Origin of the sequence: Tunturiibacter gelidiferens, assembly GCF_051013345.1 — a bacterium.
In the GTDB taxonomy this organism is placed as follows: Bacteria; Acidobacteriota; Terriglobia; order Terriglobales; family Acidobacteriaceae; genus Edaphobacter; species Edaphobacter gelidiferens_A.
This window is the reverse complement of record NZ_CP132939.1, coordinates 5,411,198-5,436,675: the sequence shown is the minus strand read 5'-3', so window position 1 is coordinate 5,436,675 and position 25,478 is coordinate 5,411,198. Positions and strand designations below refer to the sequence as shown.

The 25,478-nt window shown below is 54.7% G+C and carries 20 protein-coding genes; 11 read left to right on the top strand and 9 right to left on the bottom strand.

The features are described 5' to 3' along the window. Window positions 1-79: 79 nt before the first annotated feature. On the top strand, window positions 80-2,323 hold the full coding sequence (locus tag RBB80_RS27345; protein WP_433969898.1) for a GH92 family glycosyl hydrolase: 2,244 nt from the start codon (window positions 80-82) through the stop codon (window positions 2,321-2,323). A 36-nt stretch (window positions 2,324-2,359) separates the two neighbouring features. Here RBB80_RS27345 and RBB80_RS27340 read toward each other — a convergent pair whose 3' ends face one another. Together RBB80_RS27340 and RBB80_RS27335 are read right to left on the bottom strand one after the other, a co-directional pair. After that, on the bottom strand, window positions 2,360-3,235 hold the full coding sequence (locus RBB80_RS27340) for an inositol oxygenase family protein (RefSeq protein WP_433965380.1): 876 nt from the start codon (window positions 3,233-3,235) through the stop codon (window positions 2,360-2,362). 81 nt (window positions 3,236-3,316) lie between these two features. Next, a complete protein-coding gene (locus RBB80_RS27335; protein WP_433965379.1) occupies window positions 3,317-4,345 on the bottom strand; it encodes a LacI family DNA-binding transcriptional regulator in 1,029 nt (342 codons plus the stop codon). A 227-nt stretch (window positions 4,346-4,572) separates the two neighbouring features. On the opposite strand from RBB80_RS27335, the gene RBB80_RS27330 reads away from it, so the two are divergent. Both RBB80_RS27330 and RBB80_RS27325 read left to right on the top strand, forming a co-directional pair. Continuing rightward, on the top strand, window positions 4,573-5,943 hold the full coding sequence (locus RBB80_RS27330; RefSeq protein WP_433965378.1) for a DUF3863 domain-containing protein: 1,371 nt from the start codon (window positions 4,573-4,575) through the stop codon (window positions 5,941-5,943). A gap of 147 nt (window positions 5,944-6,090) precedes the next feature. Then, on the top strand, window positions 6,091-7,158 hold the full coding sequence (locus RBB80_RS27325) for an IS110 family transposase (protein ID WP_433965377.1): 1,068 nt from the start codon (window positions 6,091-6,093) through the stop codon (window positions 7,156-7,158). Window positions 7,159-8,214: 1,056 nt separating this feature from the next. Here RBB80_RS27325 and RBB80_RS27320 read toward each other — a convergent pair. The 3 genes from RBB80_RS27320 to RBB80_RS27310 are packed head-to-tail and all read right to left on the bottom strand — an operon-like array spanning window position 8,215 to window position 9,147. Then, a complete protein-coding gene (locus tag RBB80_RS27320; protein ID WP_433965376.1) occupies window positions 8,215-8,778 on the bottom strand; it encodes a DinB family protein in 564 nt (187 codons plus the stop codon). Between the two features lie 44 nt (window positions 8,779-8,822). Then, window positions 8,823-9,008 carry an SRPBCC domain-containing protein gene (locus RBB80_RS27315; protein WP_433965375.1) on the bottom strand — a complete coding sequence of 62 codons (186 nt, stop codon included), beginning with the start codon at window positions 9,006-9,008 and terminating at the stop codon, window positions 8,823-8,825. Beyond that, complete coding sequence (locus tag RBB80_RS27310; RefSeq protein ID WP_433965374.1) at window positions 8,983-9,147, bottom strand: SRPBCC family protein; 165 nt, start codon at window positions 9,145-9,147, stop codon at window positions 8,983-8,985. Before RBB80_RS27310 ends, RBB80_RS27315 begins: the two co-directional genes overlap by 26 nt. A gap of 192 nt (window positions 9,148-9,339) precedes the next feature. On the opposite strand from RBB80_RS27310, the gene RBB80_RS27305 reads away from it, so the two are divergent. The 3 genes from RBB80_RS27305 to RBB80_RS27295 all read left to right on the top strand — a co-directional run bounded on the left by RBB80_RS27305 (window position 9,340) and on the right by RBB80_RS27295 (window position 13,519). Beyond that, on the top strand, window positions 9,340-10,467 hold the full coding sequence (locus RBB80_RS27305; RefSeq protein WP_433965373.1) for an IS110 family transposase: 1,128 nt from the start codon (window positions 9,340-9,342) through the stop codon (window positions 10,465-10,467). A 633-nt stretch (window positions 10,468-11,100) separates the two neighbouring features. Then, a complete protein-coding gene (locus RBB80_RS27300) occupies window positions 11,101-13,011 on the top strand; it encodes an FAD-dependent oxidoreductase (protein WP_433965372.1) in 1,911 nt (636 codons plus the stop codon). A 130-nt stretch (window positions 13,012-13,141) separates the two neighbouring features. Beyond that, a complete protein-coding gene (locus tag RBB80_RS27295; RefSeq protein WP_433965371.1) occupies window positions 13,142-13,519 on the top strand; it encodes a hypothetical protein in 378 nt (125 codons plus the stop codon). A gap of 542 nt (window positions 13,520-14,061) precedes the next feature. Here the strand turns inward: RBB80_RS27295 and RBB80_RS27290 are convergent. Both RBB80_RS27290 and RBB80_RS27285 read right to left on the bottom strand, forming a co-directional pair. Then, window positions 14,062-14,325, bottom strand: coding sequence for a hypothetical protein (locus RBB80_RS27290; RefSeq protein WP_433965370.1), 264 nt, complete (start codon window positions 14,323-14,325; stop codon window positions 14,062-14,064). A gap of 1,118 nt (window positions 14,326-15,443) precedes the next feature. After that, window positions 15,444-15,653, bottom strand: a complete 210-nt coding sequence (locus RBB80_RS27285) for a hypothetical protein (protein WP_433965369.1) — start codon at window positions 15,651-15,653, stop codon at window positions 15,444-15,446. 18 nt (window positions 15,654-15,671) lie between these two features. Here RBB80_RS27285 and RBB80_RS27280 point away from each other — a divergent pair, with 18 nt between their 5' ends. From RBB80_RS27280 to RBB80_RS27260, 5 genes are all read left to right on the top strand, one after another. Next, on the top strand, window positions 15,672-16,772 hold the full coding sequence (locus RBB80_RS27280) for a Fic family protein (protein WP_433965368.1): 1,101 nt from the start codon (window positions 15,672-15,674) through the stop codon (window positions 16,770-16,772). Window positions 16,773-16,851: 79 nt separating this feature from the next. Then, window positions 16,852-17,550, top strand: a complete 699-nt coding sequence (locus RBB80_RS27275; RefSeq protein WP_433965367.1) for a hypothetical protein — start codon at window positions 16,852-16,854, stop codon at window positions 17,548-17,550. Between the two features lie 9 nt (window positions 17,551-17,559). Next, complete coding sequence (locus tag RBB80_RS27270; protein ID WP_433965366.1) at window positions 17,560-18,621, top strand: YncE family protein; 1,062 nt, start codon at window positions 17,560-17,562, stop codon at window positions 18,619-18,621. 844 nt (window positions 18,622-19,465) lie between these two features. Beyond that, a complete protein-coding gene (locus RBB80_RS27265) occupies window positions 19,466-19,708 on the top strand; it encodes a hypothetical protein (protein ID WP_433965365.1) in 243 nt (80 codons plus the stop codon). Window positions 19,709-20,324: 616 nt separating this feature from the next. Beyond that, window positions 20,325-20,639, top strand: a complete 315-nt coding sequence (locus RBB80_RS27260; protein ID WP_433965364.1) for a hypothetical protein — start codon at window positions 20,325-20,327, stop codon at window positions 20,637-20,639. A gap of 199 nt (window positions 20,640-20,838) precedes the next feature. On the opposite strand, the gene RBB80_RS27255 is transcribed toward RBB80_RS27260, so the two are convergent. Together RBB80_RS27255 and RBB80_RS27250 are read right to left on the bottom strand one after the other, a co-directional pair. Beyond that, complete coding sequence (locus RBB80_RS27255; RefSeq protein WP_433965363.1) at window positions 20,839-24,498, bottom strand: chemotaxis protein CheB; 3,660 nt, start codon at window positions 24,496-24,498, stop codon at window positions 20,839-20,841. A 328-nt stretch (window positions 24,499-24,826) separates the two neighbouring features. Further along, window positions 24,827-25,477: an NAD(P)-dependent alcohol dehydrogenase gene (locus RBB80_RS27250; RefSeq protein ID WP_433965362.1), complete on the bottom strand. Its 651-nt coding sequence runs from the start codon at window positions 25,475-25,477 to the stop codon at window positions 24,827-24,829. Window position 25,478 lies beyond the last annotated feature (1 nt).

Here is a 25,478-nt window from a genome sequence, read left to right as displayed (position 1 = left end):
CCACCTCTCCCAATGCCTGCTTGTTGCACGGGAGTGGACGATTATGCCGAGGCTGGACGCATAATTGACTTTTATTGGTATGAATCTCCTACTCAAACTTTCGGCTTGTGGTTTCGTCATGGCTCAACTGAGCATCGGGTCACTTAACGCGCAACGGCCCCTGGATTACGTCGATCCGCTCATCGGCACACAGAAGAGCTCAATTGGATATGGTGGCACGATGCCCTTCGTGATGGCTCCGTTCGGTATGACGGACTGGACAGCGCAGACCCGGCAGAATCGAGTTAGTGTCACTTCATATAACTATGACGACCAGACCATATCGGGATTTATCGGGACCCACCAGCCCGCGATCTGGATGGGCGATTATGGATATGTCGTCGTCATGCCTCAGTCCGGTCCGCTGCATGTATCGCCAGATGATCGGAGGCTTCCCTACCGCCACAGCCACGAGAAGGCCCACCCCGATTATTACAGCGTCGTACTCGACGCAGGGTCTGGCCATTTGATTCGAGCTGAGATGACTGCGACCCCTCGCTGTGCTCTCTTCCGTTTTACTTTCCCCAGGTCAGGAACAGCACGAATTCTAGTGGAAGCTTCACGGCCCGGCATCTTTGGCCACGCCTCAGTGGATCAGGAGCATCATGAGATTACCGGGTACAATCCGCACCGGATGGACGATCGGCTTGGCCCATTGTTGCTGCCGAACTTCAAGGGCTACTTTGTAGTTCAGTTCGAGCACGATCCTGCCGTCGTGCGCACTTATGGAATGGATGATTCATCGGCTCGGTTAAGTCGTGGCGCATATGCGGAGTTTCACCCGGGCGAAACCGTCCTCATGCGCGTCGGAACATCCTTCCTCAGCGTTAAGCAGGCCAGAGAGAATCTCGCGCACGAACTGCCTGACTGGAAATTTTCCGCTGCCAGAGAGAGACTCCATGCTGAATGGAACGAAAAGCTCAGTCGGCTCCAGATTGATGGAGCAACAAGGCAAGATAAGGTGCGGCTCTATACCGCGCTCTATCACGCTCTGTTGTATCCTCGCTTGTTTTCAGAGTATGGCCATTATTACAGCGCCTTTGACGACAGCATCCACAGCGGCGAAAGCTATACCGCATTCTCCACTTGGGACACCTTTCGCGCGGAGAACAGTCTGCTCACCCTCCTGGCCCCGGAGCGCATCGACGGCATGGTCTCTGCTCTCCTACAGGATTACAAGGAGGGCGGATGGATGCCTAAGTGGCCGAATCCCAGTTATACAAACATTATGATCAGCACTCACGCCGACTCCCTTGTTGCAGAGGCGATGCGCAAGGGCTTTCACGGCTTCGATCGTGAGCTAGCCTGGCAAGCGGTCTACAAGGACGCGATGGTCCCTCCCGATCAGGACACTGGAAGGCGTTGGCTCGACCGGGAAGAACACACTCCCTACGAAGCCCGAGGCGGTCTGACTTACTACAAGCAACTCGGATACATCCCCACCGATAAGGCCGACGAAGCCGCATCGAGCACCCTCGAAGATAGCTACGATGATTGGTGTGTCGCTCAGGTCGCGAAGTTCCTCGGGCGTGATTTGGACTATCGATTCTTCATCAAACGCTCGCTCAATGATAGAAATCTCTTCAATCTCGAGCTCGGGCTTATGAATGGCAAACTCTTCGACGGCACCTGGGCTCCATTGGGCGGCAGGGATGACACAACAGCGAACCGTTCCATCTCCGGATGGACTGAAGGTAATGCATGGGTCTACACATGGTCACCGCTTCACGATCAACTTGGCCTGATTGAATTAATGGGTGGAGCCAAGGCTTATGACGAAAAGTTGGATCAATACTTCCGCGACGGCTACAACGTACACAGCAACGAGCCAAGCCATCACTTCGGATATCTCTATGACTTTGGCGGCGAACCGTGGAAGACGCAGGCAAAGGTTCGAGAGATCGCAGCAAAGGAGTACGGCTATGGCCCAGGTGGACTCGATGGAGATGATGATTGCGGGCAGATGTCTGCGTGGCTGATCTTCACTGCTTTGGGCTTTTATCCCGTGAATCCGGCCAGTGGCGATTATATGATTGGTAGTCCCTTGTACGGGCGCATGTCTCTTCAGCTGGCGAACGGCAAAGTCTTCCGCATCGAAGCAGTGAATAACAGTTCAACGAGCGTCTATATTCAATCGGCTTCCCTAGACGGCCATCCCCTCGATGCACCGATCATCACATGGGAGCAGATTCAATCAGGAGCCACGCTTCACCTGAGGATGGGACCCAAGCCCTCTCAGTGGGCAAGCAATTGGCGCCCGCCGCCGTTGCTGCCAACTAGCTAAGGCGTGTCTCGTGATCGATCTCTTTCTTAGCAGTGCTTACCAGGCGATCTTTGCAGGAAAGAACTCGGCAAACAATTCGTCATAGTAAGGCTTCAATTCCGCAAGGTTGGGCTTTGCGTGACCCTTCGAATATAAATCGTACTTATTGAACTCATTGACCCAACGGAACATATCCACGTCTTCCTCGTTCATCAGGTGCTGATAAGCGCCGTGTTTATGAGCCGGGTAAAACGAGTGGTAGCGCAGCATGTAAAGCGCCTCGATCGGCAGGTAGTTCTTCATCACCTCGTAGATATACCCATCATGTCCGAAGCTCATGTGTACTTTGTCTAAACCGCAGTGTGGCTCATAAATTCCATACTCGGTCGAATAAACTGGATGGTGCAGATCGGGATTCTTCGCAAAGCACTCTGGGAAGACAATATGCTCGGAGAAAGCACATCCGACCGGGAATGTGTCGCCGACGACGCCCCATTGCGGCTCTCCGTAAAGGCACAAAACCTTGCCGAGATCGTGAACAAAGCCGGTAAGTACAAACCAGCGTGGATGACCATCTGCGCGGATCGCTTCGCTAGTCTGCAGCAGGTGCTCCATCTGAGATAGGTCAGTATCGGGATCGCTATCGTCGACCAGCGTGTTCAGAAACTCCGCGGCCTCCCACAGCGATTTATCTCCCTTGTCCAGACCAAAATACGTTTTCTCCTTGCTCAACACATAGTCCATGCACTGGTTTTCATGATTCAAGCGATAGAACTCAGCCACGCCGGGATTCGCCTTTTTATCGTATTGGCGAAACTCTTCCTCGCTCTTGCCCTCCTGGTAGCGCCCCTTCAGAAACTCGTCCCACTCTTCCATGTCGGGCGCTAAAGGATTCTTCCGTGGACTGTTCTCTGTGAGCGTTGTGGTGGCCATATGATCTCCTCGGCAAGAGCTACGTTAGCGGTAACTATAAGCAATTTTGCACATGCCAGGCAAGCTGAATCTTTAGCAACTTCAGCGACTTATTTTGAGAGACGGAGGTGCGGACGATTGCCTTATCACGAGCCTTGGTTTCAACACGATGGACTGCACTCTAGCCTGAGGAGAATCGGCTATGCTTAGCGTAAGCCGGGCCGCTGCCCGGCCAAGTTCGGCAGTGTCTTGATCGATCGAACTGAGCGGTACCTGCAGATAGTCAGCATAACGAAAGTTGCCGCAGCCAATGATAGCCATTTCACGCGGAATCTTCAGTCCAGCCTGCAGTGTTGCCTGGATCGCTCCTATAGCGGTCATGTCGTTGTAGCAAAATACTGCGTCAGGCGGCCGCCGCAGCGCCAGCAGTCCCTGCATGCAGCTGAATCCTATGTCGTCCCCACGCTCTTCCAACCGCTTTCGCAATACAAGATATCGCTCGTCTATCTTTCTACCTGTCCGCTCCAGGGCGCGAAGATAGCCCGCGGCCCGATCACGCGCTGGGCTCGTCTGAAGGCCACCAATGTGGGCGATCCGCTTCCTGTTTAGTTCGATGAGATGTCTGGTTGCAAGCTCCCCTGCACCCACGTCATCGGATCCCACAAAGTTAGCTTTCATACGCTTGAACCTTCGGTCGAACAACACCAGGGGCACCGGCAACGCGCTAAGCTCTGGAACAGGGAGAAGCTCGTCGCGACACGAGGCGAGCACCAATACGTCCACTCCTCGTTGTATTAGTGCCAAAATCTCCTGCGCCTCGATTTTGGGATCTTCTTCTGAGGAAGCTAACAAAAGAGCGCGATCGTGTTGACGCAGAACGCCGCCCAACTCCTTGGCGAAGTGTGCGAAAAACGGCTGCAGCAGATCAGGAACGATCAGCCCAACAGTAAAGGTTTTGCCGGTCGCAAGACCGCGCGCAGCCATATTCGGCCGGTAGTTAAGAGCGTTCAGGCGTTCAAGGACGCGAGCGCGAGTCTTGGCTCCGATATCGGGGTTTCCCCGCAGCACCTTCGACACGGTAACGGTCGAGACGCCAAGTTCCTGCGCAATGTCTTTGAGACGTATGGGCACTCCGCCTCCTTGTCCGAATTCTACAGAGGCTCGTCAAACTAAAGCGCAGCGTCCGGAAGAGCGCCTACACCCCAAGGATGAGGCTAAAGAGCAAGATCAGACCAAGCGCCACGAGCCACGCAGGATGGTCGTCGCGACTCGAAGCGTAAGAGACCGATTCGTGTATGAACCCTGCCGGAGAAGAACTGCACGTAGGTGTCGGAATCAGACGAGAGCGGAGGAGACTCATGAGACGCGACTGGACAAGACGTGAGTTCCTTACCCGAGCGGCGGCCTCTGCGACGTCCCTCGCGTTTGCGGGCACTGCAGGAAGCGTCGATGCGCAGACAGGAAAGTCTTCAGCCATGCGCGGCCGATTTTTGACCTACGTTTCGGTTGTACGTGTGAATCAAATTGAGGTAACTCCCGATCGCTCGATTGGCGAAGACGAATCGAGCGACAATCGCCCTGATCGCATTCGCTCGCGTCGAGAGGCATTCGCCGCAGGCTGCCCCGATGGCAGGATGACCTGGGCTATCAGTTGGCTCGCGCTCAATGACGGCCGCAAGGAGTACCAGGAGGCTCGGCGGCTGCTTGCCTCGTACCACGACCGCTTTGGCGACGAGATCACCTTCATTCCTGGCGGCTATTTCGCACCGATGTACGACACGCGCGAGCACAACCGGCAGACGATACACAATGCGCTAAGCCAAATATCAGAAATGGTAGGGAGCGGTTACCGCCCCCAATGCCTTGTAGCGGGCTTCATGGACGCAGAGAATCAGCGACTCCTCGCCGCCGATGAGGGCATTCACGTGTGCCAGGGCCAGATCTGGAGCCAGCACGGCATCGATCACGGAGATGGAGACGGCGGCATCTGCTATCCCTACTACCCGAGTCGTGAGCATTACCTGAAACCGGCCCAGGGTCCGGAGGATTTTATTGACTGTGTTTGCCTGGACGGTTGGACCTGCGACTTTCTGACGGCGCGACGGGAGGGCTTTCAAGGTGGCTTCAATAGCAGGTTGGGCGTGGGACCGATCGAGACCGTGGGAAACCTCGGAACAGCCGCTGGTCGCAAGGAGATGCTCGAAACCACTGCGGTGCACTTTGACAGTGGCCATGCGATGAACAACTTCGGCTGGGTGACGGCAATCTGGGAGGTGTCGATTGGTCACGATGAGGATTTAACCTATTGGCTCGAGGCTGTGCGAGACAGGTGGCCCGACACCCGTGTGATCACTGAAGGGGACTTCGGCATGGAGTGGAGGAGACGCACTCCGAACAATGCGACGCTCAACTACCGTTTCGATGCTAAAGGGACCGGGGCACCAGGCTCGGAAAAGGAGCTGGAAATCCAGTGGTTCATGAACAGGGAGTTTCGACTAGCGCTGCTCCATGACTGGAAGACCAGTAGCCCGCCAATGGTGATCGACTTTACCCGCTATGACTTGAAGACGGAAGAACCTCACAACCTTCAGCGTGAGTGGAGCCTGATGAATGTGTTGAATCAGAAAGGCACTCGGCCTCAAGACAAACCAAGGCGGTTGCGAGAGTTCACTCCTGATGACCAGCGTCGCATCTATGCTCGATATCCCGAGCTCAAGAACTGGGCCTAACGGAAATCGTAGTAGATCGGCCTGGAACGACTTACGGGTATGCTGCCTCGGTGAGTGCATTGGCGATAATGCACGCAATATAAAAGGCGCCCACTTTGCTGTAGGTTGTGGTTATTCGTATCACCACCTACCGAAAGGAGCGGCGTTATGAGCCAAGAGAAATATATCGGCATGGACGTCCACCAAGCAACGATCTCGGCTGCAGTCACAGATTCCCGGGGGAAGTTGATCATGGAAAGTATTCTGGAGACGAAAGCGGCCACGATCCTTGAGTTCCTCCAAGGGCTACACGGAAGTTTATCGGTGACCTTCGAAGAAGGAGTCTCTGCGGCCTGGTTACATGACCTGCTGAAACCTCACGTCACCCATCTCGTGGTCTGCGATCCGCGCAAGAACGCCCTGTTGAAAGACGGCAGCAAGAGTGACCGAATCGATGCGCGAAAGCTGGCGGAGCTGCTGCGTGGCAACCAGCTCACGTCGGTTTACCATGGCGAGCACGGGATGCGCACCATAAAAGAATTAGGTCGCAGCTACCTAACCATTACGAAGGATCTCACACGAGTCATGAATCGGATCAAAGCCCTCTACCGAAGCTGGGCCATTCCCTGTAGCGGTACCAGCGTCTATGCACCGCGGCATCGCACAGAATGGTTAGACAAGATCCCGGAACCCGGAGTTCGTCTCCGGGCCGAACGGCTCTATCAGCAACTGGATCTGCTGCAACCAGTGCGTCAGCAAGCGCGACGCGACTTGCTGACCGAGAGCCGCAAGCATCATGCCGTGAAATTGCTTCGCCAGATTCCTTCGATCGGTCCGATTCGTGCAGCCTTGCTGGTTGCGCAGCTGCAGACGCCCCACCGTTTCCGTAGCAAGCGCCAGCTGTGGGCTTACAGTGGTTTCGCGCTGGAGACCCACGACAGCGGCGAGTATCGCTACGTCCGAGGGAAACTGCAACGAAACCGGGAGCGCATGACCGTGCGTGGCCTGAGTAACAACCATAATCCCGATGTGAAGAATCTCTTCAAAGGGGCTGCGATCTCCGCTAGCACTCACCCTGGCCCCCTGTACGATTTCTATGTTGCTCTTCTTGAAAAAGGAATGCGACCGACGATGGCGCGTCTCACCCTGGCACGCAAGATTGCCAGCATCACTCTAACGATTTGGAAGAAAGGAGTGGATTTCGACGCCACACAATTGCATCGGCAAGAAGCTTGAGCGTCTCTGATAAGGAGGCCTTTCCATCTCCGGCCATTCTCTTAGGTGGTGGTCGGTCGGGTTCTCGAGACGCTCGGTTCGAGGTGAGTATCAGTCAATGAGTTCGGCCTTGTGTGCTTCGGCACCGAGTCACTAATGCACGCTATGCCTCCTCGGATAACCAGAAATAGCGATAGGCCACGAGCCTCAAATAGAACCATGGTTGACATTCAAATACCAGGTCCGCTTGCCCAAGTCTAAGACTCGATTGGCGTCGTCACCACCGGAAGATGCAAGCCACGGAATGGCAAACAAGCCAAGACAAACCTCTCGAGCGAATCGAGGGGCACGTTCACAGGCAGTGGGCTGGATCTCGAGACAAAAATCTTCTCGGCGTCCGGTCGAGGGAGAAACTTTTTCTTGACATCCCTTTTTATAGAACTCATTGACACCCTGTGGAAGATCGAAGGATCGAACTGCGTCTATCGGTACTAATCCGCCCAACATGCTTCAAATAGCACTCGATGAGTACTGAGCCCTGAAGGCAACAGCCGAGCCAAGGTCGCTTGCCCGGAAAGGCGACCATCCGGCCAAGTGACGAGAAGCAGGTTTCAACTAAGCCTCCGCCGCCCTTAGCCGGGGTCTCCGAGATAGCCTGCCTTTGCTTTACGTTCAGTTGCTCGCGCATGATGATCACGTTGAGTGGGGAACATTTTGTTCGACAAAGTTCGCGAAGGAAAGCATGGCGTTCTCCGCGCGGAGGACCAAAATCTTCCCCCGAGGACACAGGGCTATAGAGGAATACATTAGAGGGATTTTCGTCGATCCTAGACACCGTTGGGGCGCTGGCGAATCAACGACAGAAACTCAGAGCGAGTTTCTTCCTCATTCTGGAATACGCACTGGACGGCAAGACGGACGGCGCGGCGACCGAACCTCAAATCTTGCAGCGGAACGAAAGCAGAGATATCCATATGCCGCGCGGCGCATTGAATACTAAAGGTCCCAAAAACCAAAATCCCCGCCCATTCGCGCAGACGGCGCGCGATAAGGACGGGGTACCTGGTCTCTTGAGCTTTACTTCTTGGGCCGCGACTCCGGCGGCACAAGGCCTGCGAGGCGGTAGTACACAACGAGCTGGCCGTAGTGTTCACCGCTATGCTCGATGAGGCCGTATGCAATGTCGATAACGCGCGCTTTCTGCTGAGCGGAATAAACAACCTCCGTCGTCAGGCCTTTTTCGCCTTTCGACTGGATGGCGGTTGCGCCATCGGCGAAGGATTTCTTGACGAACGCAACGATGTCGGCCTTTGACTTGTATTGGTCGCGCTTCGGATCTTCTCCCGCGGGAGGCTTCTGCCCCATCACAGGATTCGTGAAGTAGTAGCATGCACCCGCCGCGTGCAGCAACTGCTCGGCGAAGCTCCGCTGCGCGGGTGTCGGCTTGAAGTCGTATTTGTCCTCGGGAAAATCTTCGGCCATCGCCGTCAGCTTGCGGCCAATCTCATTCCAGGAATCGAGCACGACTTTCAATTCTGGATCTGCAAGTTTGACGGCTGCATCTTTCTTCATCGCGTCCTGGGCATGGGCGGGAAATGCGAATGCCAGCAGGGCGATAGCGAGAAACGGTGTTCTTTTCATTTCTTCCTCCACGATTGAGTTTCGCGAATCAAAGCTTCAGTTTCTTATTTCGCCTGCGCCAGGTCCGTAAGAGCTGCGGCAAGCTTATCGAGTACCTGGTTCCAGCCCTCCAGTTGACCACTCTCTTTCGCGTCCTCCATGGTCTGGTTTCCGACGAAGGTCAGTTTCGTCTGGCCGTTTCCAAGGTCCTGAAAAGTGACCACGTCATAGGCGCCATCGATGGGCCTCATGTTTTATTCCATAGTGCTCAGGTTCAACTTTGTTTCCCTTGGAGTCAGAGAAGTACATCGAGGAGACGATCTTCTCGTGCGGAACAATCTCGTGGTATTCGCCAGCATTCCAGAACTCCTGTCCATCCGGCGTTCTCATGCAGCCATTGCCCGGCGGGTTGGATCAGAGAAAGCCGCAAATGTTGTACCTATGGTAGTGGATTTCCCAGGCGTGATCCTCGGTTGACGCCAACAGTCAGTATGGAGTGACCGGCGCCGATGCGCTGACCGTGGGTTAGGCTGTGAGTTCAGAAGGGCACAGCTCAGAGCCACAAGCGGAAGGGAGCCGGTCATGAAGGAAAAACTACGATTTTTGGGTCTGGATGTCCATGCCGAAACGATTGCCGTGGCGATCGCCGAGCCAGATGGCGAGGTGCGAAGCCTGGAAACGATTCCGAACCGCGCCGAATCGGTACGCAAGCTGATCAGGAAGCTTGGCCCGGCAGAGAAGTTGCGAACCTGTTATGAGGCAGGACCGACCGGTTATGTCGTGTACTGGCAGCTGGCAGAACTGGGCGTCCAGTGCGAGGTTGTAGCGCCAACGCTGGTACCGGTTAAGGCGGGTGATCGAGTCAAGACGGATCGACGCGATGCTGAGAAGCTGGCACGTTGCTATCGGTCGGGAGATCTGACGGCGGTGTGGGTTCCGGATGAGGGTTCCGAGGCCTTGCGGGATCTGGTGCGCGCCCGCGAAGCAGCCAAGCAGGACCAGATGCGAGCGCGGCACCGCTTGAGCAAGTTTCTTCTTCGCTCAGGCCAGCGTCCACCGACCGGAGTTAGGTCGTGGACACTCCCCTATCTGATCTGGGTCGCGCAGCTACGTTTCACACAGATAGCTCAGGAGGCCACGCGCCAGGATTATCTGCACGAGGTCGAGCACATGCGGGAGCGGGTAGCGCGCCTGGAGCAAGCCATCACGGAAGCGGTCAAGCTGGCCTCGCCCGCGTTACAACAAGTTATTAACGATCTACAGGCACTGCGCGGTATCGCAGATATCTCGGCCGTGACCATTGCTGCCGAATTGGGCCAGGTATCCCGCTTCGGCAGTGCTCGGCAGCTGATGGGTTATTGTGGTGCTGTGCCCAGCGAAGACTCCAGCGGCAAACGAACCAGACGCGAAGGTAGCACTAAGACCGGCAACGCGCATTTGCGACGAATCGTTGTCGAAGCCGCATGGAGCTATCGTCGTCCTCCAGGTATCTGGTACGGACTGCGCAGACGACAGGAGAGCATCTCGGAAGAGGCGAAAGAGATTGCGTGGAAGGCGCAACACCGGCTGCATAAGCGGTATATGAAACTGGGCGCAGCCGGCAAGGACCAGAGGAAGATTGTCACAGCAGTAGCCCGAGAGCTGCTGGGTTTTATATGGGCTATCGGAACCAGAGCCGAGACTATTTCTAAGCAGCAAGCTGCAGCCTGACAACAACCAAGCAAAGGACAAAACTTCCAAGAAGGAAAAAGCTAAGACCACCGAATCGATGAACGCTGACATCCATCTCGAACACAGGGCCAGCAGCAGCCAGAGCAAGCACGAAGGAGAACCCTCGCTTGGCCTATGCGACAGGCTCGACCGGACTCGCGATAACAGTCAGAGGCAGCTCCCGACGGATCATGATTATGCGGTTCCGACCCGCGAATATCAGACTGATCAATCGTCGCTCAAAACTGCTCCGACTGCTGCTCGCTCTGTGTTCGGGAAAAGAAAACGCAAACCACCAAAACAAACCCATAGATATCGCCCAGTTGACACCGTCACTCCATATCAGGCCAAGTCACTCATTGAGGCGACAGCCACGCTCGATGAGTGACTCGGCGATAATGCATAAAACGAACCTTGAATCAGCCAGCTGGCAGGCGTCGTTTTCAAATCGTGAAGGCTAAGAGCTTTTCCTTCAAGCCGCATGCTAAACTCCCTGCGAGAGATGATACGGATAAGACCAGTCGGGACGTAGGCCAAGTCGGATTCTCGGAAGTGATCTGAGGCAGAGACGCCCCAGTTGACGCGCTATCGAATCGGTGGCAGGTCTCGAAAGTGCGTCAAGAGTGGAAAAGCATGATCAGCGGCAGCATTGATTACGGACAGTTTCTAAAGCGCTGGTTTGCTGTCGGCGATGAGTTGCCGGGCGTTTTTATCCTCGGTTGCTACGCCCGCTACGTCACCATCTACTCTCAACAGATGCGCGCGCTAAACCTGGTCGGAGCGCTCGTGCATGAGAAGAAATTGCAGGCTGGGACTAGAGTGGGTATCGTCGGCGGTGGCGTGGGCGGGCTCACCGCGGCGCTTGCGGCGCAGCGCTGTGGCGCAACGGTCACACTTATCGAGAAGAGCCAGGGTCTGGTGGGGTTTCAGAGTGTCTGCAAAGACCGCTGGGTACATCCGCATATCTATGATTGGCCCGAGCAGGGCTCCGAGGAACCTTCCGCTGGATTGCCCATCTTGAATTGGACAGCCGATTACGCGCACCGGGTAGTCAATGAACAGTTCCGGGCCTTCCGCGAGTCAGTTCGGGCAGAGGAGGAAAAGATTGCAAAGCACTGCAATATCGGGGACGTTGCCATTGAAAATGGTGCTCCCACCCTCACCTCGCAGCAAAATGGAGGATTTCGCAAACCGTTTGAGCTGGTCATCATCGCGGTTGGCTTCGGGCTGGAACCAAGGACCGAAAGCCGATGGAGCTACTGGCACGGCGATGAGCTCGATTTTCTGACGGCCCGTGACGACCGCTGGCTGATTGTTGGCTCAGGCGATAGCGCACTCACAGATTCCCTTCGTCTTTGTATCCATGATTTTCGCCATGCCCACCTGTTGGAGCTTCTGCCGAGCGGTGAGGAGATGGACAGCATCAAGCGGGATCTGTTGGAGATTGAGAGGCGGGGCCTCGACGGGAAGAGCCTCACCGCCGCCTATGAAAATCTCCAGGTGGCAGACCTCGCCTCCGCCCTCGAAGGCAAGTTACACGCGAGGGTAGGCAAAGAAGTTTGCATTACTACCAGTGACGAGAGCTCGCTGTTTAACCCGCCGGCGTCTGTACTCAATCGATTTCTGCTCCGACTCCTGCTCGAGAAGAAGTTGGTAACTCACATTGAGCACTATGAAAAGATGGAGTACCTACCCAACGAGTGGAGTGGTCGACGATTAGTCAAAAAGCAATCGTTCCTTGTAAAGTTTGGCGGCCAGGACCCACGCGTCTTCGACAGGGTTTTAGAGCGGTTCGGTCCAGACTCGGCCATCACCTCCTTTAAGGAGCTTTATGACAAGAGCGATTCGCTTCGCAAAAATTGGGTCGGACTTCGTTCCGAGTTGGATGAATCACGGCAAAGGCGTTGGCCCGTGGGCTTGTTTGGCGCGGAGACTGAAGTGTTGCCCAGGGAGCTTGGCCGGGATATTGGCATTCAAGCCAAGAGTTTCACTGTCACCCGCCAGGTGTTAAGCGATGGGCGTTCATATCTGACCCTCGCTTTGGATGGTCTCACCGTAGAAAAGGGACTCTTACGAGGCATCTGGATCCGCCTCAAGGCGCTTGCCGGTGAAGTGGGTGCACCCGAGCCCGATCAATGGGCGCAGCAGCTTGGGGCGCGCTGGGTTGCTGATGAGCAAGAGCCAATCCCAGAAGACGAAGACTTGCAACAACGGTTGGAAGTCGCGAAAGTAAGAGCCAGCGAAATCTCTGGCGTCTTGATGTTTAACTCTCCCGTGAACCGATTTTCAGGGCCCATTCGCGTTGGGGTCCGTGTTGCTATGCTTAACTCGGTTGCTCTGAGCAGTTGGCAATTCGATCAATTCTACCGCGAGGACGAACGCAAGCACCTCGATGGTTCGGAGTTAGAAAACACGGAGTATGTCGCCCGCTGCGTCTGGTTCCCGGTCGAGACGTTCAAATTGCAACTGGAGCTTCCGCCTAAGTTCACACAAGATCCCGAGGTCCAGGCGCTTCCGGTATGCCTCCAAGATCCGGCGCCCTGATGTTGTCACCCGCGGAGTACTCAATCTCGGCCCAGGGCGCTTTGCCAAGCCTTCGGCCTGGAAGGCAAACCGGGATGCTGCAGACAAACTGCAACTTAGAAAAATCGGCAAGCACACCTGGGAACTCGAGGTGACAGAGCCTGCGCTTGGGGAGTGCTTTTCGCTTGATTGGAAATTGCCAGTGATGGTTGCTGATGCGCGATCTGCTCAGATCGAAGTCAAAGCGCAGCAGTTGCGCAAATATCTTCTGACATACCGCGGACAACGACTGAAGGGTGAGACGTCGAGCCCCGTTTATTACGCCTTTGAGGAGCTTGTTACGAAGGTGCTGGCGTTGTGCGTAGAAGGGCGGGATGGAGAGCGCGTCGAAGTTTCATTCCTGACCTATAACCAGCGAAAACGCCGTCTTGAGGTGGTGGATGCGGCGCTGAATGGGGGCTCCCCGCCGCCAAATTCCTGGAACTTCTGGCTTTCCTTCGGGCTGGGCCTTGCGGGCGCGGCGTTTTAAAGATTCAGGGGCTTATCTGTTTGTTCCTGCACCCGAGTCATCCTCCACCGGGCTGGAATATTACGTGCCAGTTCCCGGATCGGAGATGCCGGGGGTTTTGCTGGCGATCTCGCTGGACCACCCGGATTTTGATGATTCCGTGAGTTGGAGCGCAGCCGACAGTGTATCGGCGTCATCGACATCAGTTCCAACCTCAACAATGCAAAGCTGTTAGACGTTGCGAAATCACATCAGCTCTGGGAGCTAGTGGCCATCTGTAACGAGTTCCGAGATCGTTTGGGCGCAGTTCTAGAGTACACTTAGATTATGCTAACTCCTAAAGATTGGCTGAGGCAGAGCGGTGGTACCTTCTCGCGGCAAATTCCTTCGAAGTCTGCTAATGCGGTGCGCGAGGAGCACGAGGAACCCGACGGGACCTTTTTACAGAGCGGAGAAGATACCCCTTGTGAGCCGAATGATGGATCGGCTTATTCGCAGGGATAAGCGAACCGTGAGTTCCCCGGCAACCTATCGTGCGTTCGTCGCTAGGCATATACGCTTGGCTAGATGGCCACCAGGGTAATATCATTCCTCGCTGGTATTCGCTGTGCAGACGACCTTCCGTCGGCGAGCGAAACAAAGTTATCAAGACGTGCGCGTGCGATCGTCTGACGAAACTTACCATGCTGTGCGGGGTTCCCGGCATCGCGCATCGTATTGGTCATCCAGACACTGAACTCCTGGTAGGTCCAGATGTTTCGGCGCGCAGCCAATACCTCTTTCATCAAGTCGGCCAGATCGATGTTTGGCTGATGCGCTATCGGCATAGTCGGCTCTGAGTATGCAATGCAGAATAGGAAATACGATCATATTATTGCGCATTGCGTGCAGATCGCTGGAGTATCGATCCAAAATCGCGAAGCGGGCGGGAGCCATTGAATCGGTACTCACAAGCGTGCAACTGGCCTTGGCCAGACAGGATGTGAAGGAACGGGAGTCGAGCGATGATGGTGTAGCCGGTTGGATGGCAGCTACAGCCCGCGCCGATATTGGTGCCCGGTTTGAAGCCCGATCGATAAGCGTGGGTCTGGGGTCGCGTACAGACGTGTGATGACGGCTGCCGGTTTCCGCTGTAGCAATCCACGTCACCTCGTTCCGCCGAATCGGGTCACGTAGGACAGAAAGACATCGGATTAAGGGATTTTGCTTTCATATCGAGTGGTTCTGGGGACGAGCTCCGGAGTGGAGTGATTTTGCTTGACGGGACTCTCATGCTGGTTTTGGACTCCATTGAGCAGGAAAATGGTACTCGGTTGTCGAAGTGTCCCAGATGGTCGGTGGTCAGAAGATGTGGTGAGGCGTTGGATCGAGCGCGGGTTCATCGAAGCTTTTGTGCAACCGGGAACGAGAAACCGCCGCAAACGTGTCTATCGATCCGTTCGTCCGATTTATGAAGGCACATCTGAGCCGGGTTGAGGAACGTGGCTCGCTCCATTGCCGTTTTCCTTCTCGGCCTTGGGGCCGCTAAACTCTAGTAAGAAAGCATTTATACCGGATACAGCTCATTCTGCAGACACTGTCTGAGAATTCCTCGTGCTCATTCGATGAGAAATATATACATAAATTGCTATATGATGACCAATTTTCATCTTCGATGAAGATTTCGTGGCCAATCCTGAGATAATCGCCTCGATGAAGTTTTTCTTAAGTCCTCGCGAAGAAATGAGGTTTTGCCATGCCCGATGACAATTCCACACGTCCCCTCCCCAAGACTGTCGGCCTGTATCGGCTGGCGGAGGACCTTCAGCTCCAAATTCCCTTACCTGCAACGCGATCCGAGATCGTAGCCGGAGCCAGGAAGACCACTGCCGCAGACGGTAAAGTGCTAGAACTGTACCCCAAGAATTACACGCCAAAGGGGTTGATCGGCAATCTCCGTTTTGCTTTACGCTATGAACCCATCGCCCTGGATGTGTATCTGCCTATCTTCCAGACTCTTGAGACTCGTCAACTGGAGGACTGGATTCGCTCCGAACCCACCAGCATCTTCGCGCGTCGCGCCTGGTATCTGTATGAACTTCTGATGGGACGGCAGCTTAACATTCCCGATGTAATCCCCTCCGGCTACATTGATCTCCTCGACCCCGAAATCCATCTCACAGGACCACGCCGATTGGTTCGCCGGCAGAGGATCAACGACAATCTCCTCGGCTCCGGTGCATACTCCCCGCTGGTGCGCAGGACAGATACCCTCAAAGCCTTTGTGGAAAAGGCGCTGGCCGAGGAGGCAAGCGCGATCGTCAAGAGTTGTGATCCCGCGATCCTTGCCCATGCTGTCCACTATCTGTTTACCCAGGAAACCAAGTCTTCATTTGCCATTGAAGGGGAAGCGCCGAGTAAGGACCGCACAGAGCGATTTGTCGCTGCACTCATGAAAGCCTCAGTCTTTGATGCGACGAACAAAGATGCTTTCGTTCAGCTACAAAATGCAATTGTCGATCCTCGATATGCGCAGAAGAACTGGCGAACAGTTCAGAACTTCGTATCGCAAACTCTTCCGGACTATAGCGAAGATGTGCATTTCGTCTGTCCCAAGCCGGGAGACGTGCCCGATTTGATGAACGCATGGATGGAGATGGTTCGCCGTCTCGAACTGAGGGAATGGATTGATCCGGTTGTGGCTGCCGCAGTCACCGCCTTCGGATTTGTCTTTATCCATCCTTTCGATGATGGCAATGGGCGCATTCATCGATTCCTTGTTCATCACATCCTGGCCAAGCTTGGATTTACGCCGCCTGGAATTCTGTTTCCCATCTCCGCAGCAATGCTGCGTGACCGGCGTGCCTACGATCAGGCGTTGGAACGCTTTTCAGATTCGATCCTGCCCTTCACTCGTTATGACCTTGACCTGGAAAAGGGAATGGTCGTTCATAATGACACCGCTCGTCTCTACCGCTACTTCGACGCTACGACCCAGGCCGAATATCTTTATCAGTGCATCGAGGAAACGATCCACCGCGATTTGCGAGACGAGATCGGATTCCTGGCGGTATTCGATGCTGCCCTTCGTGCGGTTCTCAATATCGTCGATATGCCGAATCGCCGGGCATCGCTGCTGCTAAGGTTCATCCTGCAAAACAAAGGCAGACTCTCCAAGGGCAAACGAACTAGCTTTTCGGAAATCTCTGACCAGGAGATTGATCGAATTGAAAAAGCGGTCTGGGGAGCGTGGCAAGATGCCCACCCTGCCCAGATTCCAGAGAACCGCTTATAAGCGCGATTCCCCGGCCCATTCCTTGGGGATGCGACGGGGATTTCGTCTATTCTAAACACGATTGGAAGGGCAACCATTCATGAACGATCTTCCAAAGGCTCATCCCGCCGGAGGTGTTGCAACTCAGAAGGGGATTAACTATCAGAACAGGGGTGCAGCCGCCTTAGCAGTGGCCTGTATTTCAGAGACTGCGCCCGGAATAGATTTGCCAACCCCTCCGATACGTGTCATTCGCTGCGAATCTGGAGAACCAGTCGGCGGCGACATTCTCTTAGAGTTGGCAGATGGAGCGCTGCTCTTAATTGAAGTCAAGCGGTCTATCCGCCTCTCTGATGGGAGATTCGCCGCGCTCGTCGAACAGCTCATCAAGCAGTTTATGGCATGCGAACAATCTCTCAGTAATGATTCCAAGCCATGGAGGCGCCCACTCCGCTCTGGGATCGACCGGCTTCAAGTTATTACTTCCTCCGAAAGTCCGGAGGCAGTGCGCAAGCACCTGGCGGCCTGTCTTGATCGTATCGGTCCTGGGGCTGAGCCTAGCGAGCTGCTAGGCGTAGCTAAGAACAATGCCGAGGACAATGCGTACACTCTCTTCAAATCGCTCGTCACGGCAGGCTGGAAGGATCTCCTTGGAGAACAACTGAGTGACAGTCAACTCATTCGGTTCGCGTCCGTAGTGGTGGGGGATAGCCCAACCCGAGGGGCTATACTTTCGCCTATTGTTAATTTTCCATTGCAGGATACTGATCTTAAGGTGGGCTTAAGGCAGAGTGTCTAGAGTAGCTAAATGCTAGACACCTGGAGCCATTCGAAAATGCGATTTGCAAAACATCTGGGAATAATGCCCGGAATCTTCATCTACGCCTCCATTGCACTCGTCTCCGCGCAAGCACAATCTGGATGGCATGTTGAAAAAGCCATTCAGGTCGGAGGAATTGGAGGTATGGACTATCTCACCGTGGATCCTGCGACACACCGCCTTTACGTTCCTCGCAGCACTCACACGCTAGTCATTGACGCGGTTTCAGGCAAGACCCTTGCCGATATTCCTGGTCAGAAAATCGCCCACGGAGTAGCTATTGTTCCAAATCTGAACCGTGGCTTCATCACCGACGGTGGAGGCAACGGGTCCGTTACTATCTTCGATCTTAAGACCAACGCAGTGCTCGGTGTGATCGCCGCGCAACCCGATGCTGATGGCATCATCTACGACCCGGGCTCGGATCGCATCTTGATCAGTGCTGGAGACAGCAATAACCTGATCACATTCAAGCCGAACATCGATCCGAAATCCGGCAAGATCGAAGCACCAATTATGTTAGGTGGCGCGCCCGAATTTCTAGCTGCGGACGGTATGGGCAAGGTTTATGTCAATCTTAAAGACAAGGACAATGTTGCAGTTGTCGATCTTAAGTCGAGGAAAGTGATCGCTCACTGGCCCGTGTCTCCCGGTGGCGCACCCGTGGGGCTGGCGATTGATACTCAGCATCACACCCTCATCATCGGTTGCCGCAAACCGCAAAGGATGATCGTGATGAGCACTGAGAACGGCAAAGTGCTGAACGATCTGCCGATCGGTGCGGGAGTGGACGCTACCAAGGTCGAAGGGGCAGAAGCTTTCGCCAGTTGCGGTGATGGAACACTCGCGGTCATCAGCAAATCGTCTGCCGGTAAGTACGAGGTGGCTCAGTCAGTGAAGACCGCTCGTGGAGCCAAGACCATGGGCATCGACACTACGACGCATAAAATCTACCTCCCCACTGCCGATTTCGAAGAACCAAAGCCCGACGCTTCTGGACGTCCCGCTCCAAAGCCAGGAACTTTCAAGATTCTCGTTGTTTCCCGTTAAGTACTGCGCAGCCGTGCTCGAGATTCAGGGGTGCATAGCTCCTGAATCTCGGTGCATAACTGTTCTTCGGGAGCCGAAATTTCTTACTGGTCAGCCCAATCCGTTTGAGAAAGATGTCCTTCCGTTACTGCGTAAACAGAACGGCTTTAAGGACGAAATTGCATTCTCCGGTCCCGGCGGAACAGATGTCACTGCAATCAGCCTGTCTACCCAGACGTAGTAAAGACCTTGGCAGGAGTAATGGATGGAACGCCCAAGGTGCAGAGCGGTGAAGTTGTCAATTCCACCATCCACCAAGCGACAGCGTAGCAATGGGGATGGCCCTGTTTGCACGAGAGGGCGGACTTAACTCCGCCCTCTGGGCCTTGTCCAGATCTCCGGATCCGAAAGTCATCGCTCAACCAACTCCGTCGAAGCCCATGCCTGCAGAACCATGCCAGAACTCGCAATCTGGCTTCGCGGTTACGAGCAGCGCTCGGGCGGTGTGCTCCGGTGCTTTTGGTGACTGAGAGTCGTAGTGCATGAAAAACGGGACTGAGATAAAGACGACTCCTACGGGACACCAGTCTTCTCGAAGTATCGACAGGCACCCAGTCCCTCTTCAACAAGCTCGATTTCTCATTGCTGTCGGTTCAAAGGCTCGACGCACCGGGACCTTCGGATGGTAGGGGCCCTCGTCGGCAGCTCCTTGATCAACATTCATTCTGACGGCGTCGACCATGAAGTGTTCCAAAGGATCCGTGCTCGCATCTCTGGTTCGATGTAAGGTATCGAACATACAGATCAATACCTAGACAGTTACCTTTTTCTCACCATTAGTCAGACACGACAGAAAGGGCCTTTCATGAACAAACCTCAGAATTACGAAGAAAACTGTGTGATTGTTCGAAACATTCCTTATCAGTTTGAAGATGAACTCTGCGAAGGAACGATGCCTGGAGGGGTTCTAGGCAAGGGGCGAGAAGTCTGGGTTCGAGATTTTACGGCCACGAGAAAGCGCCCCGTTTCCGTCAACTCTGTTTCCGCCTATGTGGAGGGCATCGGTATGGTGACAGTAGATCCCCGCTGTCTTGTTCGCACCGGCTAAACCCTCCATGTGCGCCTGAAATAAGAGAACGCAATCTAAATCTAAGAAAACAAATGATTGCTCAGAGGCATTTCCTCCCCGACCACAGTTCTCCGCCAATAGACTTCCCCTCCTGCAACTTCGGGGGCAAGGCGGGTCCGCCGCGCATCCTGTCGATCGGACGGGATGCCAGTAAGCTCGCGACGCGTGCCTGCAATCTCAGTAGTGAGACCGGGTGTTCCGTAAAGTCCGCGGCGCCGGGGGCGGTTTCAAATCTGGTGAGACCGGCAATGATTTCTTCCCTCTGCCGGGATCGGCTTTGGTGTCTGGCGCAAGAAAGTGGCAACGGCGACATAATCATCGTCCGCTATGCTGACGATCTTGTCGTTTGGCTTTCAGCACCGAACGGATGCCGAGCGTTTCCTGAAAGAGTTCCGGGAATGACTGGCGAAGTTCGGCTTGGAATTACATCCGGACAAAACACGTCTGATCGAGTTCGGGCGGTTCGCCGCTCGCAACCGGAAACAGCGCGGAGAGGGAAAGCCAGAGACCTTCACGTTCCTGGGTTTTACTCACTTCTGTGGGCAGCGCATCAGTGACGGAGCCTTCATCGTCTGGCGGATCACGGCGAAGAAGGATGGTTGCGAAGCTGAAAGCCATCAAGGCTGGGCTTCAACGCCGGAAGCACGATCGCACGGCCACGGTCGGTGCATGGCTTCGAACAGTTGTGCTGGGCTATTACCAATACCATGCTGTGCCCGGCAACACTACTCAGTTGCGCATCTTTCAACAACGTGTTAACTGGCTGCGGCGGAGTGTTCTCATCCGGCGTAGTCAGCGAGCACAGGTGCGGTGGGAGCGACTTGCCCCACTGTTGAACCGATGGGTTCCACAACCTCACGTCCTGCATCCCTATCCCGACGCACTCTTCTACGCCACTCATCCTTCGTAAGAGCCGTATGCGTAGACGCGCTCGTACGGATCTGTGCGGGGGGCGATCAGTGATGGTCGTCCCTACCGCGACAGTAATCCGTCCCTCGTGCTCAACTTCCGGTAGAGAGTCACTTGGGGGAATCGGGTGCGGTGATGGTTCGGAACCTATCTTTCTCCCTGGGCCTTCCGTTGCACCTGCTGCTCCGCTACGATTTTCTCTACTTCAATCGCTCAAAGGGTAAGAATAAGGAGAAGGCTGTACCACTCCTGCCGGGGTGCATCGTGCTTGACACTCGCAGATCGCCTTGCAGTCGTTCGACAAGTTGAGCACACACCCACATCCCGAGCCCGGTGCCTGTCTCGTTCTTGGTCGTGAAGAACGGCTCATAAATCTTGCGGAGCGTTCCAGAATCCATTCCTGTGCCGGAGTCGGCAATTGTAGTACGTATGCCGGCTCGTTCCTGATTACGCCAGTCGAACGATGCGCTTACCCGCATGGTGAGCGAGCCTCCCGACTTCATTGCGTCGACCGCGTTCGCGATGATGTTCGCAAAGATTTGACGAAGATCTCCCGCCAGGCACAGGATCGGCGGCCCTTCTCTATATTGGCGATGGACTGAGATGTTATTAGCCAGGAGCTTACCGTTGTAAAGCACCAGCAGAGAATCCAGTATCTCGGAGACCTGCACAGATGAGGGAGCTGTCGACTGCCGGTAGAACTTGAGTGTCTGCTGCGTGATGTGGGACACGCGGCCAACCTCTTCGAGCGCCTGGGCTGCGTATGATTTCGCGGCAGCTGCGTCATCTCCGTTCGAGGCGAGATAGAGAAGATTGGTGATCGCTTCTAACGGATTATTAATCTCATGAGCGATGGAAGCCGCGAGGCGGCTAGCAATAGCCAGCTTCTCCGCCTGGACGAGCGCAGCTTCGATCTTCTTGCGCTTGGTCATATCAGTGAGCGACAAGAGAATCAGGGGCGCCGCATCCGGCTCCTGCACCATGTAGCGCCCACTGAGCATGAAAGATTTCCAGCCGATGCCGGGGAAGTCGTATATGACTTCATGGTTCAAGAAGTCTCTGTCATGCGGCAGAACTTCCTCCAGCAGAACCCTCAAGTCAGGTTTATTCCATTGTCCGTCTCCCAGGTTATACACAAGTTGATTCAGAGTCGCTTCCGGCTCAACTTCAAAGGCCCGGTAGAACGCAAGATTTGCCATCAGGATACGCAAATCGGCACTTAGTACCAGCACAGGTTCCGGCATGGTGTCGATAATGGACTTGGTAAACTCTGCCGCAAGTACCAGTTCCTGATTGCGCTTCTTGATGACATCGATATCCATGAGGACCAGGACCGCGCCATCGATGCGGTTGTCGAGTGTCTTGTAGGGTCTTACCTGCAGCCGATACCAGTGGCCTTGCTGATCTTGTACCTCTCGTTCAAGATTCACGACATCCCGTAGAACGGTCGTCAGCAAAGGCTTCAAATCCACGTCGAGATCCGGCCTGATATCGGTAATGGGACGTCCGATATCGGATGGAAGAACCTTGAAGACAGTATCCGCTGTAGGGGTCATGCGGCGTATACACAGGCCACTATCTACCATCACAATAGGGATCACTGTGCTTTCGAGCAGGTTCTTCAGGTCATTCCCAAGCAGGTGCAAGGTTGAGTTGTTGCTATTCAACTCGTCGTTGACGGTGGTGAGTTCTTCATTGGTGGCTTGCAGCTCCTCTTTCGAGGTCTCCAGCTCTTCGTTGGTGCTTTGCAACTCCTCGTTTGCGGAGAGCATTTCTTCATTTGCAGACTGATAATCTTCACGGAGCGCTTCTTGTGCCCCCAGATGTTCCTTGAGCAGAGCGCGTGCGGCCTGCAATTCACGCTTCTGCTCAAGAAGCGTTCTTCGTGCAAGATCGCTTGCTTTAAAAGGCAGGCGCTGACTCGTTTTGTCATGTGTCTCGATCAGAAGTGTAGCGTCCTCGAAGAGGATGAGATAACACCGTCCCATTCCGGAAGCCGGTTCATTCATGGGAGTCACGGACAGATGCACTACACGCTTTTTGCCATTGTGTTCAAAGGCAACGTTCTTTTTCTTGATTGGAGCAGCCTTTTTCCTGGCTGAAGCAATGGCGGTGCGCAGGGCAATGGCCAACTCTTCACGGACCATATTCAGTATGTTGAGATTCGCACGCCCGGACGCAGGTTCCAGATAAGGACTGGTTCGCCCGCGAAACTGGAGGATTTCGAGGGTCTCGTTGACGATGACGCCTGGCGGAGCACACTCCCTGAGTACGATCCGGTCTGCAAGTTGCTGCAACTCCGCTTCACTCTGGCTGGCGCGGCTGATGGGCTGCGCTTTCGCTACGGGCGATGCAGTGGCCTGAATGGGAGTCCGGCTTGTCTTGAACATCCGCTGCTGACGGTGATTGCCAATCTTTTTGGAATAGATTTTGCTCTTCTTATTGAGTGGCATAAATATCTGCGGATAAGAGGCTGCGCTCTCAGCGTTTCCCAACAGCAGAAAGCCGGATGGATTCAAGGCGTAGTGCAAGGTCGAGATAATCTTTTCCTGCAACTCCGGTTGAACGTAGATCAGGAAATTCCGGCAGGAGATTAGATCGAGGTTTGAAAAAGGTGGGTCCTTGATGACATCCTGGCGTGCAAAGACACAGAGATCCCGGATCGCCTTGTTGACCCGGTATCCGCCTGCCACTTTCGTGAAGTACTTTGCGACCCGCCCAGCTGAGACATTCTTCATAGCGCTGTCGGAGTAGATGCCGGAGCGAGCTTTCGCAACTCCCTTCTCATTGAGGTCTGTCCCAAAGATCTGAATGCGGAGACTAGCGGCCCTGGCACCCAGAAACTCAAGCAAGGTAATCGCCAGCGAATACACCTCTTCTCCGCTGGAACAGGCGACTACCCATATACGAATCGTTCCCTTTGACGTGTCTCCAACAATCGTCGGGTAAACCGTATTTGCGAGATCCTCAAAGACCTGCGGATTGCGAAAAAACTCCGTTACGGGAATCAGAACATGATTGGAGAGCTTTGCCACTTCTTCTGAATGCTCTCCGAGATAAGTAAGATATGCAGCAAGGGACGCTATTCTGAGAGCGGCCATGCGCTGCTGCGTACGCCGATGAATCGTGTTGGGCTTGTATTTGGTAAAGTCAGCGCCTTGCGAAGTGCTCACCAGGTTCAAAATTGAATCGAAAACGCGGTCATTATCCTTTGGCTCTTCGAGGGAATCTGCCGACTTCCTCCGGAGGTTGGGATGAGTGCTCATCCAGGCCAGTTCCGCCGCGATCTTCTCTGGAGACATGACGAAATCGATGCAGCCGGACTCAATCGCGCTGCGGGGCATGCCGTCGAACTTCGCTGTGTTGGCGGCTTGGGCGAAGGTAACTCCACCTTGGGCCCGAATCGCCTCAACTCCTGCTGTGCCATCGGACGCCGTACCTGAGAGAATGACGCCGATAGCCTGGCTCTTGCGAACCTCCGCCAGAGAACGCATGAAGATATCGATGGGCAGGTGCTGCTTGTGGTCTATGACTCGCGGTGTCAGGCCAAAGTGGCCATCCGTGATGGAGATATCTACGTTGCTCGGCATCACATAGACACGATTCGACTCGATTTTCATCGCATCGATCGCTTCCAGCACAGGTATTTTGGTCGCCTTTGAGAGCAACTCGGGCAAAATGCTTCGGCGTTTAGGGTCGAGGTGCTGAATCAGCATGAATGCCATGGCGATATCGGTGGGAAGGGCACGCAGAATCGCCGTAAGAGCTTCCAGGCCGCCTGCCGACGCCCCGATCGCCACGACCGGAATCTCAGGTAAGGTGTTTTTAGGCGACGTTTTTTGTACCTGGGAAGAAGGCATTCGACACCGATCCCTCCGGGATCGTCGTGCGTCGGAACGGTTTGGCTTGATCTTGTGTTTCCGATCAGGAGCCATTCCAAGTGTACGCCCCCTGAATCCGAGCCCATGTCTCAGTAGCAAGCGCTTTGCAGGCGGACGTTCAGCTCCGTGGAAGCAACAATGGGATTTAGACCGAATGGTCGGCAACTCGTCTATAACCCGCCGGCTCCCCCTACCGACCGATTCGAATCGGAAGACGACCGGTAAGGTGCGGGTGGCCCGTCATCCTGGAGAAACTATGGTGGCATGGGCACGCCCGATGGCCAGTTAAGTTCTGCGCAATGCGTTGTTACGTTTCGTTGTTATGTTCCAAAGTTATTGCTACTTTTCCTCGAGCGTGTCCTTTCTCCAGATACTCGAGAGCTTCGGGGATTTCATTCAAGCTGTAGCGCCTGTCGATGACCGGTGTTACCTTTCCCGTTGCCATAAGCTCTCCCACGATGGTCAGATCCTCTTCATTCGATTTCGCAATGAAGGTAATCAGCTTCTGGCTCACGAACGGGGAGAGCATAAGAGCTCCGATCAAGCGGACCAGAAGATCGATCACTCGAACGTCGTGTGGTGCTCCGATCATGATTAATATCCCCTTGGGATTCAGCACGTGCCTGCATGCTGATAGCGAGTGATTGCCTACGTTGTCGAAAAGCAGGTCGTAACGTTGCTCGCCCTTGGTGAAATCCTCCTGTGTGTAGTCGATGACTCGATCTGCGCCGATGGACCGGACCATGTCCACATTCCTCGTACTGCATACGCCGGTGACATCTGTGCCGAACGACTTGGCGATCTGCACGGCGAACGTCCCCACGCCTCCCGCGGCGCCATTGATCAAGACCTTTTGTCCCGGTTTAATCCGCCCCTTGTCGCGAAGACCCTGCAACGCGGTGAGCGCCGCAACAGGTGCAGCAGCGGCTTGCTCAAACGTCACGTTATCTGGCTTCATG